Origin of the sequence: uncultured Campylobacter sp. (assembly GCF_938017705.1) — a bacterium.
Classification (GTDB): Bacteria; Campylobacterota; Campylobacteria; order Campylobacterales; family Campylobacteraceae; genus Campylobacter_B.
This window is the reverse complement of sequence record NZ_CALIIS010000244.1, coordinates 1-13,252: the sequence shown is the minus strand read 5'-3', so window position 1 is coordinate 13,252 and position 13,252 is coordinate 1. Positions and strand designations below refer to the sequence as shown.

General features: G+C 48.0%; 11 protein-coding genes. 2 read left to right on the top strand and 9 right to left on the bottom strand.

Going from position 1 to position 13,252, the window contains the following annotated elements; translation table 11 throughout:
* Positions 1–315 precede the first annotated feature (315 nt).
* From Q0605_RS11245 to Q0605_RS11205, 9 genes are all read right to left on the bottom strand, one after another.
* Positions 316–2,112: a Mur ligase family protein gene (locus Q0605_RS11245; RefSeq protein ID WP_298706939.1), complete on the bottom strand. Its 1,797-nt coding sequence runs from the start codon at positions 2,110–2,112 to the stop codon at positions 316–318.
* Between the two features lie 849 nt (positions 2,113–2,961).
* Positions 2,962–3,693, bottom strand: a complete 732-nt coding sequence (locus tag Q0605_RS11240; RefSeq protein WP_298706938.1) for an alpha/beta fold hydrolase — start codon at positions 3,691–3,693, stop codon at positions 2,962–2,964.
* Positions 3,683–3,901 carry a type II toxin-antitoxin system Phd/YefM family antitoxin gene (locus Q0605_RS11235; RefSeq protein ID WP_177389042.1) on the bottom strand — a complete coding sequence of 73 codons (219 nt, stop codon included), beginning with the start codon at positions 3,899–3,901 and terminating at the stop codon, positions 3,683–3,685. The genes Q0605_RS11240 and Q0605_RS11235 overlap by 11 nt, the downstream gene beginning before the upstream one ends.
* Before the next feature lie 59 nt (positions 3,902–3,960).
* The gene (locus Q0605_RS11230; protein WP_298706937.1) at positions 3,961–4,992 is read right to left on the bottom strand and encodes a D-alanine--D-alanine ligase; all 1,032 of its coding nucleotides are present in this window, start codon (positions 4,990–4,992) and stop codon (positions 3,961–3,963) included.
* A gap of 23 nt (positions 4,993–5,015) precedes the next feature.
* Positions 5,016–5,570, bottom strand: a complete 555-nt coding sequence (gene ruvA / locus Q0605_RS11225; RefSeq protein ID WP_298706936.1) for a Holliday junction branch migration protein RuvA — start codon at positions 5,568–5,570, stop codon at positions 5,016–5,018.
* Positions 5,567–6,130 (bottom strand): hypothetical protein, encoded by a 564-nt coding sequence (locus tag Q0605_RS11220; protein WP_297917038.1) that lies wholly within the window; start codon positions 6,128–6,130, stop codon positions 5,567–5,569. The genes ruvA and Q0605_RS11220 overlap by 4 nt, the downstream gene beginning before the upstream one ends.
* Positions 6,131–6,132: 2 nt before the next feature.
* Positions 6,133–7,062: an MlaD family protein gene (locus Q0605_RS11215; RefSeq protein WP_005870376.1), complete on the bottom strand. Its 930-nt coding sequence runs from the start codon at positions 7,060–7,062 to the stop codon at positions 6,133–6,135.
* 568 nt (positions 7,063–7,630) lie between these two features.
* Positions 7,631–8,401, bottom strand: coding sequence for an ATP-binding cassette domain-containing protein (locus tag Q0605_RS11210; RefSeq protein ID WP_298706935.1), 771 nt, complete (start codon positions 8,399–8,401; stop codon positions 7,631–7,633).
* The gene (locus Q0605_RS11205; protein WP_298706934.1) at positions 8,398–9,501 is read right to left on the bottom strand and encodes an ABC transporter permease; all 1,104 of its coding nucleotides are present in this window, start codon (positions 9,499–9,501) and stop codon (positions 8,398–8,400) included. The genes Q0605_RS11210 and Q0605_RS11205 overlap by 4 nt, the downstream gene beginning before the upstream one ends.
* Before the next feature lie 80 nt (positions 9,502–9,581).
* Between Q0605_RS11205 and murJ the strand changes: the two genes are divergently transcribed.
* Together murJ and cysS are read left to right on the top strand one after the other, a co-directional pair.
* Entirely contained in the window at positions 9,582–10,979 is a 1,398-nt protein-coding gene (gene murJ, locus Q0605_RS11200; RefSeq protein WP_298706933.1) for a murein biosynthesis integral membrane protein MurJ, read from the top strand.
* On the top strand, positions 10,966–12,459 hold the full coding sequence (gene cysS / locus Q0605_RS11195) for a cysteine--tRNA ligase (RefSeq protein WP_298706932.1): 1,494 nt from the start codon (positions 10,966–10,968) through the stop codon (positions 12,457–12,459). The genes murJ and cysS overlap by 14 nt, the downstream gene beginning before the upstream one ends.
* Positions 12,460–13,252: the final 793 nt, after the last annotated feature.

Genomic DNA, 13,252 nt, shown 5'->3' with positions numbered 1-13,252 from the left:
CTGCGAAAAATGCGCCAACTATTCTTCGCTTAACGCCCGCAGCTGCCCTAGCATATTTTCTCGTAGATCCATAGCTTTCCTTTAAATTTGATCGTAAATTTAATTGCGCGCGAGATTACGATTTGATAACGGCGCGCCGAAATTTAGCCGCACAGGACTTTTATTTAAACAGATCGCGATGCAGCTCAAACTAATCGCCAGATAGATCGCGTTTAAATCGCTCGCCGCACCCGCTCAAAACCTTTTGCTTAAAAACACGCCTGCTAAATCGCGCCGTATGCCGCCAAGCAGAGCAAGCCGTGCCGTCAAAGCCGCTTAAATAAAGCTCGGCGCGTCGTTTGAAAATAAAATCAGATCGCCGCTGTGCGTATTTTCGCTCAAAACCCGCTGCAAATCGCGCTTGTCTTTCAAAACGATAGTCTTTGCTGGATCGATCCTGCTTTGCAGCACCTCGGAATTTAGCTCGCCCGTGATGATCGCGAGATCAAAAATTTCATCGATCTTAGCAGCCAGCGTCTCGTTGTCCCCGCGCGTGCTCTCGACGATGCCCGGCGTGATGATGACCTTGCGCCCGCCGTAGCTTCGCATCAGCTCGTAGCTTTGCAGCATGCCGCTTAGATTGCCGTTAAAACTATCGTCGATGATGATTTTGCCGCCCGCATCGAGCCGCGCGAGGCGGTGTTCGACGGCGCCGACGTGCGCGACGCGGCTTTTGATTTTATCTGCGCTAAGCCCTAAAAATCGCGCGATCTTTATGCACGCGGCGAGATTTGCGGCGTTAAATTTACCCAAAATCGGCGCGAAAAACTCATATCTCTTTCCTTGTTCGCTACGCCCGTTTAAAATTTTACGCTCACTCAAAGCTTCTTGCGTGTCCCGCTCTTTGTCGCTGCAAATTTTATCGTCGCTAGCGGCGCGGGCGGCTTGTTCGTAAAATTCTTGCTCGCTCCGTTCGGTGCGGGACATGGAATTTGCATCGTCAAAATCGGCGCCGTAATTTTTAGAATTTTTGTCTTTTTCCGCACATGCCGCACTGCCTGCATCTAAGCTTAAATCGCCCTGCCCTTCGCCACCTGCGGCGGATGTGTCTGCACGCAGCGTAGAATTCTCGCCGCTAGCACCGCTTTCATCATCGCTCAAGCTAAGGCTAAATTTTATTCCGTCCAGATCCGCGCCGCAAATTTCCAGCCCCTCGTCGTAGATCGTGATGCGCTCGCTCGGGCTTTTTTGCGTGCAGCTGTGTAAAAACGCATGCTTTAGCCGCGCGCTTGTTAGCGCTTCGAGCTTGGTTTTACGGATGTTTTCGATGCTTTTGAAATACTCGATGTGTTGCGCGCCGATCTCGCCCACGACGACGATCTGCGGCGCCAAAAACTCGGTGATCTCGGCGATGTCGCCGCTTAGCCTGGCGCCCGCCTCGGCGATGTAGATCTGCGTATCTGCGGGTAGCGCCTCGTTTATGTCGCGCACGAGCCCCGCTAGCGTGTTTACCGAGCGCGGCGTCTTGTAGCAGCGAAAGTCATTTTTTAAAATTTGATACAAGAAGTTTTTAATGCTCGTCTTGCCGTAGCTCGCGGTGATCTGAATGATCGTAAGCGAGGGCATCTGGGCTAGTTTTTTGCGTGCGGCGGCCTTAAATTTCGTAGCCTGCGCTCGCTCGTAAGCAAAACTCGCCGCAAGGCCCGCGCCAAGCGGTAAAAAGATCGGCAAAATCGGACCCCCCGCGGCATAAAACGCGGCATTAAAGCTAAACACACAAACCGCCAAAATCGCGAAAAATCGCTTCACGCGCGGCGTAAAGACGAGCTTTTTATCAAGCCCTCTTTGCCAAAAATAAAGCGCTAGCGCATAGACCGCGACGATTAGAATTTTGGCGGCGTGCAGGGCGCGCAGGGACGCGGCGCCGAATTTAGCCGCGCAGAGGCTCGCCGCGATCTCGCAGCCAAAATACGCCGCTAGTGGCAAAATCAAAAAATAGAGGTGCCACGCGGGTTTGGTGAAGTGAAAGATGATGCGCGCAGGCTTATACGAAAACCACTGCAGGCAGGTGATCAGATAAAAGCCGAGCATCAGGATGAATGCCGCGTGCGCGATCAAAAATATTATATTCATCTTTTAAAATTCCTTTTTATAAATTTACGCGCCCGCCTTGCGAGCCTGTGCGGGCAAAAACGCGGCGAGCTCGGGCTAACCGGCATTCGGCTTCATTTGTAAATTTTACGAATTCTCGCTTAGCAAATTCTAGTTTTACAAAATTCGCGTGCTCGCAAATTCACGCTCTCATGTTGGCCGCACGAGCCGTGCTAGATAAATTTACTGCTGCCGCGCGCCGTCTGCGTTTTCGATACCGCTCCGCGTTCATCTCTCCGCGACCTGAAATTTTCGCACGATGCGTATCTTGCGACATCGCGCCCTATCTCGCGCGATGATTTGCATTATTTGCGGTACATAGGCCTTCTGTCGCGGCGAATACATGACGCGGTTATGGACTAAATTTAATCGTCCGCTTTGCGATACACACGCGCGGTTTCGCCGCATCATATACGGCTGCCGTAATTGCGGGCGCAGAGCGGAAACGACCCGCCACGGCGTAAAATTTTAAAATTTAACGAGGCGCGCCGCAATTTGAGCTTTGCGTTTTATACTACGCGCCCAAAGAGCGTATTTTACGCCGCTAAATTTTAAATATATGTCGCATACGCACGCGGCTTTATAATTTAAATTTACGCTTTGGCTTGCGATCTTTGACGCAAACAGATTGCAAAATTTTATAACGCGGGGTGAGCCGTATTAAAGCGCCGCATTTTAAAATGCACTCGCTGCCACCTCGCTTTTCGCACGATCTGTTTTTATATCTAAAGCGCGATTTTAGCGGTGCGCCGCTAAAATCGCGCCGCTAAATTTTAAAATTTACACCGAATCGCGTTTTGTTTTAAACTTAGCAGCGCCAAATCGTTAAATTTAGCTGCTGCCAAGCTCCTTTTCGATCTGCTCGCCGATAAAACCCGCGCTCTGCAAAAAGAAAAAGTGATCCCCCGCCAGCGGATAAAATTTACTATTTTTGACGAGCGAGTGGATCAACTCGCCGCTTTTTAGGCTGGTGGCGCGATCGTCCTTGCCCCAAAAGATGAGCGCATTTTGCGGGCTTAGCGCGGAAAAAATATCGCGAAAGTCCTCATTTACGACGTTTTTTAGCGTCTCATACATCGTCTTGCTCATACCTGCGGCATCCTTGCTCGCAAACGCGCGCCAAAGCCCCGCCAGTCCGAGTCTTTTTAAAATTTTAAAAATCGCGATTTTAGCGCGCACGGCAAAGGGCTTGGGTTCGATGATACCGGCACTGCTTAGCAGTATGAGATTGCGCGGAGCCAGCAACGCGGCGATCTTGCCGCCGAAGCTGTGCCCCATGATCGCCGCGGGCTGCTTGCCGAAGGCTGCGATAAAGGCGCGTATAATCTCTGCGTAATCCTTGCTGCCAAGGGCGCGCGCGGGCTGCGAGCTAGCGCCAAATCCCGGCAGATCGACGCACACTATCGCGTAACGGCGGAATTTATCCGAAAAAACCCTAGACATAAGCGCTTTGTTTGCGCCCCAGCCGTGCAGCACCAAAATATATTCGGCACGCTGCAAATTTGAAATTTCGTAGCTGATTTTGTAGCTCTCGCCGCCGCAGACGAGCTCCTTACTCGCCACCGCCGCTCCTTTTGGCGTAAACGGCCTTGAGTAGCTCGACTGCTTTTTCGAGCCGCTCAAACTCGCTCATACTGATCATCACGGCTTCGAATTTGTTATTTTTGACGATCAGGGCTTTTTTGATCTCTTGATTTTTGATCTTGTTTAAAACAGTGCTGAAGTTGCGCACGATCTCGGTAGCGGTGTAAATTTCGTCTTGATTTATCATGACTTGACCTTTGGGGTAAAATTTTACGCAAAATTTAGCGTAAAATTTTAAACGATTGGCTATTTATTAGCGGTGATTTTGGCGATCAGCTCGTAGCTTACGGGGATCTGTCTCATCGGCGGCAGCGACGAAGCAAGAGCTGCTAAAACCTCGGAGAAATCATCAAATAGGTAGTTTGCGAGGCTGCCTGGGTTTGGATTTATCTCGTTTAGATAAATTTCACCCTCTTTTTCAAAAAAATCGCAGCGAATTAGCGCGCCATCGAATGATCCTGCGTTATAAAGCCGCGTAAAGGCATCTTTCATCTTGCCCTCTAGCAAAGCGCCAGGACGAGCGGGCTCGATCGCGCCACTACGCGAAAAATCCAAATATTTACGATCGAAATTTAAATAGCCCTCTTTTTTCGGCTCTTCGATGTTTGAAAATACGATTTTGCCGTCTATTTTAGCGCCTGCGAGATTGAATTCCTTTACGTTTTCCCAGTATGGCTCTACGATCGCGCTGTCGTCCAGCTCAAAAGCCTGATCCAGCGCGTAGCTAAACTCGCTTTCGTTCTTGGCTATCGAAATTCCGATGCTAGAGCCCAAATGAGCGGGCTTAACGATGATCGGAAAATTAAAATTAGGCAGACTAGTACGATTTACGATCTCATACGGCAGGGTTTTTACATTTGCGATTGCGGCTAAGTGCTTGGTTAAAATTTTATTATAGCTTAGCACGCTAGCTTCGATACGAGGTCCGATGTAAGGGATGCCAAAAAACTCAAATAGCGCTGCCATTTTGCCATCCTCGCCGTCGCAGCCGTGGATTAGATTGATATATGTGCCGACTTCTAGCATGCTTTTGCTAAACATTCCGCTCTCAAAAAATCCGCCCGCACCGATACTAAGCTCTTTTGCTTTAGCATAGCCGCCCTGCTTAAAATATGCCGCGCGCATATTTTTATCATCGATGCGGTAAAATTTACGATTTTTATCGCAAAATACAAACTCCAAGTCCCAGCCTTTTAGGGCATTTTTGACGGCAATTGCCGAGATGATACTTACTTCGTGCTCGTAGCTCTGAGCTCCAAAAACTAAGCCAAATTTCATTGTTTTCCTTCAAATTTTATTTTCTACGCTAATTTTTTTAACGCCTCTTTGACAAGATCTGACGTATTCGTGCTGCTGCAGCCCGCTAAAATTTGATTGATCTTATCGCGCTTAAATCCAAGGCTTTGTAGCGCGGACGCCGCTTCGTTTTTATAAGTCTCGCTAGGACCGAATTCCATTAGCTTTGCATCGCCTAGTTCGGCAATGATCCGTCTAGCGGTCTTTGGGCCGATACCTGGAACTGAAGTTAGCGTCGCAGCATCCCCCGTAGCTACGCAACGCGCGAAATCCTGCGGAGCGAGCGTCGAACAAACTGCCATCGCCGTGCTTGCGCCGATGCCGCTAAGCTTGATTAGGGTTTCAAACATCCTTTTTTCACTCTCGTCTAAAAACCCATACAGCAAATCGGCATCCTCGCGCAGAATTTGCACGCACGCAAGCTCGGTCAGCTTGCCCTGCGTGAGCTTCGCGGAGGTATTTAATGACAATGAAAGAGCGTAGCTCACGCCGCTAGCGCATTTAATGACGCAAGCAGTGGGCTCTTTGCGCGTGATAATTCCTTCGATCGCTGCTATCATCTAAGAGCCTTTAAAATTTCGTTTATGCTCTCATTAAGCGCTAAATTTAGGGCATTATAAATGCTTTGCGAGCTAGGATCAGGCACGAAAACGCGCTTAGTGACGATGCCTGATTTTATGCTTTCTAAAGAATTCAAAATTTCATACCCCATCGTGACGGTTGCTTGATCGTTATTGACCTGAAGCGCTACGATACTGGTTTTTAGGCGCAAATCCCGCTCTTTTGGCACGAAGATCGGATTTAGCGAGCAGGTGGAAAATGCCGCATCCAGCAGTGCCTTATATACCATCTCGCTAGGCATAGTGATAAATTTGGCGTCGCTTGCGAACCGCGTTCGGTTTCTAAAATCCACTATTAAAATATCCCGCCTATCGACGAGATCTGTCGCCGTGATGGTGTCAATAAAGATATTTTTACGTGCACCGCTAGGATTTACGCAGCGCTTTTGATCATAACGTAGCTCGTAGTAGGTGTATGGCTTAGCCTGCTTGGCTAAGCAGCCGCCTAAAAATATCGCCGCCAGCGTCGCAGCAAGCGTAAACTTTATAAAATTTTTCATCTTTATTCCTTTTTATCGTCGCGATCCGCGCTTTTAGAAGTGTCTTTGAAAAAGAAATCGTAAGGATTGTCCTCTAGCCTAAACATCGCGCCTTGGAATTCTCTAAGCGATTTTTTTAGCTCGCCAAGAGTGTTTTTTGCCTCCTCAAGTGTAGGATCCAAGATTGCTTTTAGATTGTACTCGCCGCGATCGATACGCTTAGTGATGATGCCTGCGGTTTTATCCAGTGAATTCGATAGATTGGCAGCACTCACGGCAAAGGCGTTTAGATTATCTAGCAGCGCGTCCAGCTCCTTCTCGCGCTCGTTTAAATTTGCTATGAGAGTATTTACGTTAGCAAGCAGCGCGTCTAAGCTTTGGAATTTTTTCTCATCACTTAGCTCAGCGCTAAATTTATCCATCGAAGATAGAATTCTATCCACTTTATCGGTATTTTGCTTAGACAACAGCCCATTAATTTTAAAGATCATCTCACTCACGCTATCGGTGATGACTTCGGCTTTGGAGCCGATTTTATCAAGAAGCGTTTTATCCAGCGCAATTATCGGCTTTTTATCATTCGGCGGGAAAAGCTTGCCACTTCCTTTCGTGATATTTATAAACGCGATTCCGCTGATGCCTTGAGATTCTACCTTGGCGACGCTATCTTGCGAGATCGGCAGTTTGCTTTTTACCGAAATTTCAATCTCAATAATCGCATTTTCAATATCGGCAAAGTCGATACTTTTGATGATGCCCGCATTTACGCCGATAAATTTAACCTCGGAATTCTCCTTAATGCCTACGGGAAGCTCTTTTGTGTGGATATAGTAGGAGCGGTAGCTCTCGCCGCGGTCGGTCTTAGTAAGCATCCACCACATAAATGCCGTAAGAGCCGCGACGCAGATCATAACAAATGCGCCTACTATCGTGTATGAAGTTCTATTTTCCAATCTTTTCTCCTAAATTTCAGAGCGTAAAATTTAAGCCCTGCGATATGCCTTAAAATAGCCATTTGGGCTTAAATTTTAAAACTTAGCCTTTTCTCAAATAGCCGCAAAATTCGCAGAATCATCTGAGTTTAAATTTTAAAGCTTAGCGTGCATTTTGAAATTTCAAAATATCGTCGCGCCGTATTTTAGCGTAAAATTTTACCGCCCCGGTTTAAATTTAACGCCGCTTGCTCGTTTAAATTTTAAAATTTAATGCGCTATCCAATAAATGCGCCCTTAAATACGACCCGCCTAAATTTTAAAATTTCGATTGAGCCGCTAAGGTCTAAATTTTTAAAATTTAATGCGCTATCCAATAAATGCGCCCTTAAATGCGACCTGCTTAAATTTTAAAATTTCGATTGAGCCGCTAAGGTCTAAATTTTAAAAATTTAAGCCCTGCGGATCCCGGAATTCCTCGCTAGGTTTAAAATTTAAAATTTTCCCGCCGCTATTTTAAAATTTCAGCTCCTACCTATCTAAATTTTACCCGCCGCGATGCATATTTCGGCTCGGTAAATTCCGAAGTTTAATCTCTTTGTCGCATCTTAAATAGCTCTTCGAGCGGGTTATTCTCTAGGCTTGAAATCTCCTCGATATTTCCTTCAAAAGCGATTTTTTGATTATCCACGATCAAAAACCGATCCAAAATGTCAAAGATACTATCCACATCGTGCGTCACCATCACGACCGTGACGCCGAGGCTGTCTCTAAGCTCGCAAACAAGCCTATCAAGGGCTCTGGCGCTGAGCGGATCAAGCCCCGAGTTCGGCTCGTCCAAAAATAAAATTTCAGGACTAAGTGCTAGCGCGCGAGCCAGCGCCACGCGCTTTTTCATACCGCCGCTAAGCTCGTTTGGGCTAAGCGCAGCAGCCTCCTTCTTAAGCCCTACCTTTTGGATCCAAAACATCGATAGCTCATCTATCTCGCGCTCGCTAAATTTAGAGTATTCGCGCAGCAGCACGCCTACGTTTTCGAGCACGCTCATCGAGCTGTAAAGCGCGCCGAACTGAAACATCACGCCGCATTTTAGGCGGATCTCGTTTTGTTCCGCCTCGTTCGCGCGCCAAATATCGCGCCCGAAAATTTTAATCTCGCCGCTTTGCGGGCGTTTTAAAAATATGAGCGTTTTCATTAACGTCGTTTTGCCGCTACCGCTACCGCCTAAAAAGCCGTAAATTTCGCCCTTTTTGACGCTAAAGCTCACGCTATCGTGCATAACGCGCGATCCGTACGCGGTAGTAACATCGCGCGCGACTATAATTTTAGCGCTTTCGCCGGATTGCACTTGCTCGCTCATAGCCCGATTTCCGAAAACAGAACCGCGAATACCGCGTCGATCGCGATAACCCAAAATATCGCGTTTACGACGCTAATGGTGGTGTATTCGCCGATGCTTTGGGTATTTCCTTTAACCTCAAAACCCCGCATGCAGCCGATGATAGCAATGAATGCCCCGAAAAACGGCGCTTTAATCATACCTACTAAAAAATGCCTAAGCTCTACAGAAGCCTTAAATCTATCCAAATAATCGCTAAAGGCTATGTCTAAATACGCGTCACACACGATCATCTGAGCAAAAATACTTACCGAATCTGCGATAAAAATGACTAGCGGCATGATTAGTACCATCGCGATAATGCGCGGCATCGCAAGAAAATAAAACGGATCAAAGCCCATCGTCCTCATCGCATCGATCTCTTCTGTGATCTTCATCACGCCGATCTGCGCCGTAAAGCTCGAAGCCGAGCGACCCGCTATGACAATGGCGGCGATTAGAGGCGCTACTTCACGGAGCGTCAAAGCACCCATTATATCGATGATATAGATGCTAGCACCAAATTTAGAAAGCATATCAGAGCCTATGTAAGCAAGCACGATACCTATCAAAAATGCCGTCAATGAGACTATGAAAAGCGCGTCTATGCCGCTATCTTTGATGAAATTTACGGTTTCTTTGAAGCGGAATTTCATCGGATGAATTATAAAAGCTGCGAGTTTGGAGAAAAACTCGCCCAAAAAGCTTGCAAGGCTTAGCAAGCCTAGAATTCCAAGATGGCAATAAAGTCCGATCTGCGCTAAAAAATTTAGCCTACGAGACTCGGGTACGTAGCTAAAATCGATCGTTTTATCATCCATAAAGCTTAAAATTTTGGCAGCTTTGCTGCCATCCTCCACAAGGCTAACCCGCTTGCCGGCAAGGGCGTTTTTGATCATCAGCGCCATGAAATAGTCTAAATTTGAAATTTCGCTTAAGCTTAGCTCCAGCTCGTTTAAATTTTTTACCGCTTTTTTTAGTGCAAGTAGCTGGGAGCGCGAGCTTTTGTAGTTCCACTGCCCGCGTAGCGATAAGGTATTTTTCCCGCCCGAGCTTTCGAGTGAAAAGGCTAAATTCCGCAAAAATTTCTCTCCAAAATCAAAAAATAGGGGAAATTATAATATAATCAACCTTGGCATTTTATAAAATTTAATGGAGATTTATGCTCAGAGGCTTTTTTACAAATAGCGTAGGCACGCTGGTTTCGCGGGTTTTGGGTTTCGTGCGCGACCTGCTTACCGCATCGGTTTTGGGCGCGGGGATTTACAGCGATCTGTTTTTCGTAGCGTTTAAACTACCCAATCTTTTTCGCAGACTCTTCGGCGAGGGAGCCTTTACGCAGGCGTTTTTGCCTAGTTTTACAGCCGCGCGCAAAAAAGGAATTTTCGCCGCAGCGGTGCTTATTAAATTTAGCATTTTCATCGCGCTTTTGACGGCACTCGTGCTGCTTGCCGCGCCCGTTTTTACCAAAGTTTTGGCATACGGATTTAGCGCCGAGCAGATCGGTCTTGCCGTGCCATACGTGCGGATAAATTTTTTCTACCTTACATTCATTTTCGTCGTTACGCTCTTTGCCTCGCTGCTTCAGTATCGCGATCACTTCGCTACGACGGCGTTTTCGACCGCGCTTTTAAATTTAGCGATGATCGCGGCGCTTCTGCTGGCTCGCGGCAAGGACGGCGCCACGGCGGTGCTCTATCTTAGCTTCGGCGTCGTAGCAGGCGGACTTTTGCAGCTTGCGGTGCATGTTTATGCGCTAAAATTTACCGGTATGCTACGCGTCTTAACCGGCGGCTTTGCGCGGCTTGCACGAGGCGATAAACCGCAGACGCAGGGCTTTTATAAAAATTTTTTCGCGGGCGTGCTCGGTGCGTCGGCGCTTCAGCTAAGCTCGTTTATTGATACCTTTTTTGCGAGCTTCCTTGCTAGCGGTAGTATCAGCTATCTATACTATGCCAACCGCATATTTCAGCTGCCGCTCGCGCTTTTTGCGATCGCGCTTAGCACGGCGATCTTTCCGCGCATGAGCAAATTCGTAAAAGCTCACGACGACGCGCAGGCTCTGGCGCTCGTGCAGCGCGGATTTTACTTCCTTTTGGCGCTGCTCGGGCTCTCTGCGATAGGCGGCGTGATGCTGCGAAACGAGATCACGCAGCTGCTGTTTGAGCGCGGAGAATTTACACGCCAAAATTCCATTGAATGCGCCGCGGTTCTCGGCGCGTATATGGTAGGGCTCGTGCCGTTCGGGCTATCTAGGATTTTTTCGCACTGGCTGTATGCGAATATGAAGCAGAAGCTAAGCGCGAAAATTTCGATCTGGTGCGTCTTTATAAACGTCGCTTTGTGCGCGCTGTTTTTTAAACCGTTCGGAGCGGTGGGGCTTGCGTTTGCAAGCACGATAACGGGGGCGTTTCTGCTCGGCTTTAATCTCTATTTTTTTGGATTTAATAACTTTTTGGCTATAATCCGCGCAAAAAAAATTATTGCGATCGCGGCGCTTTGTGCGGGCGAAGCGGCGATTTTATACATTTTAAAAGGCTTGTATTATGGTAATTTATGATAGTTTGAGCAAAAAGAAGCTCCCGTTTAAGCCCATTAGCGAGGGGTTGGCGCGCATTTACGCCTGCGGTCCGACCGTCTATGACGACGCGCATCTAGGCCACGCAAAAAGCGCCGTGAGCTTCGATCTGCTGCGGCGCGTGCTGCAAGCGGAGGGATATGAGGTTAAATTTGCGCGAAATTTCACCGACATCGACGATAAAATTTTAAAAAAGATGGCGGAAACCGGCAAGAGTCTGGGGGAGATCACGGAGTTTTACACCCGCAGATATTTGCAGGATATGAGCGCGCTAAACGTCGCGGACGCGAGTATTTCGCCTAAAGCGACCGAAAATATCGTCGCGATCTGCGAGCTCATATCCTCGCTTCTTCAAAAAGGCTTTGCTTACGAGATCGCGGGTGACGGCATCTACTTCGACACGCACAAGGACGGGGATTATCTAAGCCTTAGCGGCAAAAAAGAGGGCGCCGGCAAAAACATCGCCCGCGTCGCTTCGAACGATGCCAAGCACGACGAGAAGGACTTCGTGCTGTGGAAATTTGACGAGAATTGGTTTGATAGCCCGTTTGGCAAAGGGCGCCCGGGCTGGCACAGCGAGTGCGTTGCAATGATTTTAGCGCACCTTGATAGCGGCGATCCGCAATTTTGCATAGACATTCACGCAGGCGGTGCCGATCTACTCTTCCCTCATCACGAAAATGAAGCCGCGCAGTGCCGCTGCGCCAGTCATAGAGCGCTAAGCAAATACTGGCTTCACAATGGCTTCGTGCAGGTAAATAACGAAAAGATGAGCAAGAGCCTCGGCAACTCCTTTTTTGTAGGAGACGCCCTAAAAATCGCTCCAGGCGAGGCGCTGAGATTTTATCTCTTAAGCTCGCATTACAGGGCAAATTTTAATTATTCGGTGACCGATCTGCTTGCAAGTAAAAAGAGGCTCGATAAAATTTACCGCCTTAAAAAGCGTGTCCGTGACGTTTTAGCTCCCGCTGCAGGGCAAAATTTAGCTTCGAGCGGATCTCAAAATTTAAGCCTGGGCGCGGCGTCGAAATCCAAGCTTAAAAATTCAGCGTCCGAGCTGCCTGCTGCGGAGGCTAAATTTAGATCGGAGATGATGGAGTTTTTAAGCGATGATCTCAACACCTCGGGCGCGCTTGCGGTGCTCGATAGCTTCGTAGCAGGCGCGAACGAAGCGCTCGATCGAGCGCCCAAAGACAAGGCGCTAAAGGCTCAGATCGCCGCAAATTTAGAGTTTGCGAAGCAGACCCTTGGAATTTTATATGAGGATGAGACCGAATACTTTCGCTTCGGCGTGAGCGAGCAGCAAAGGGCGCAGATCGAGGAGCTGATAAAACAGCGTGCGCAGGCGAAGGCAGAAAAGGACTTTGCGAGCGCAGATGCCATCAGGACGCGCCTTACGAATATGAAGATCGAAGTGATGGATACGCCTAGCGGCACCGTTTGGGAGGTCGCAGCGGAGTAAAACGTAAAATTTAGCGCAAAATTTTACGTTAAATTTTACATTTTTGCCATGCAGGGTGTAAATCCAAACGCTAATTCGCGCGTAAATTTTAGTGCGATTTTTATCTGCTGCATTTCAATACGGCGGCGTGATTTTATTTAGTGGTGCGGCGCAGGAGCAATGCGTTGTACGGCACGACGCAGCGACAGAGGTGCGAGGCGGATCGCATTTTCTTTCATCGTCGCGGCCGACGCGACGATGAAAGCGCGATTTTTATCTGCGGCGTTGCTTATGCCGAGTTGCAGTGTAGCGGAATAACGCCGCGGCAAGGTAGCATCACAGTGCCTGTGTGTAAATTTAGTGTGATTTTTGTTCGGCGATATGGCAGTGCGGCGGCGAAAGTGCAAAGCGAATCGCGATTTTTATCGGTAGCGCGAAGATGCGAATGGGTGCAGTGCAGAAACAGCAATGCGGTGCCTGTGCGCAAATTTAGCGCGATTTTTTTGAAGGCGCGACAGTGCGAAAGCGCGATACGGCGCGGCGATGCGAATTCACGATACATGCTATGTATAACGGCACTTTGTAGCGCTTTATGGCACCTCAAAGCATTTAACGCTTAAAATGGCTCGCGAAAGTGTGGAGATCGCGATAAATAAAAACTAGCTCGCTTTTAAGGCACTTTGAGCTTTAAAAATGGTAATGTAAAAACCGCTCTGCGATGCGCAAAAGCCATTTTAAAGCGCTTTACGCTTTAAAAGTAGTAAATAAAACAACCAAAACCGGCGAGGCGCAGAAATTTCTAAAATTTCAGGAA

Bases quoted from the DNA above. Each gene is read 5' to 3' on its own strand.
- cysS (WP_298706932.1), top strand. From the start codon at position 10,966: ATGGTAATTTATGATAGTTTGAGCAAAAAGAAGCTCCCGTTTAAGCCC.
- Q0605_RS11235 (WP_177389042.1), bottom strand. From the start codon at position 3,901: ATGATAAATCAAGACGAAATTTACACCGCTACCGAGATCGTGCGCAAC.
- Q0605_RS11245 (WP_298706939.1), bottom strand. From the start codon at position 2,112: ATGAATATAATATTTTTGATCGCGCACGCGGCATTCATCCTGATGCTC.
- ruvA (WP_298706936.1), bottom strand. From the start codon at position 5,570: ATGATAGCAGCGATCGAAGGAATTATCACGCGCAAAGAGCCCACTGCT.
- Q0605_RS11230 (WP_298706937.1), bottom strand. From the start codon at position 4,992: ATGAAATTTGGCTTAGTTTTTGGAGCTCAGAGCTACGAGCACGAAGTA.
- murJ (WP_298706933.1), top strand. From the start codon at position 9,582: ATGCTCAGAGGCTTTTTTACAAATAGCGTAGGCACGCTGGTTTCGCGG.
- Q0605_RS11220 (WP_297917038.1), bottom strand. From the start codon at position 6,130: ATGAAAAATTTTATAAAGTTTACGCTTGCTGCGACGCTGGCGGCGATA.
- Q0605_RS11210 (WP_298706935.1), bottom strand. From the start codon at position 8,401: ATGAGCGAGCAAGTGCAATCCGGCGAAAGCGCTAAAATTATAGTCGCG.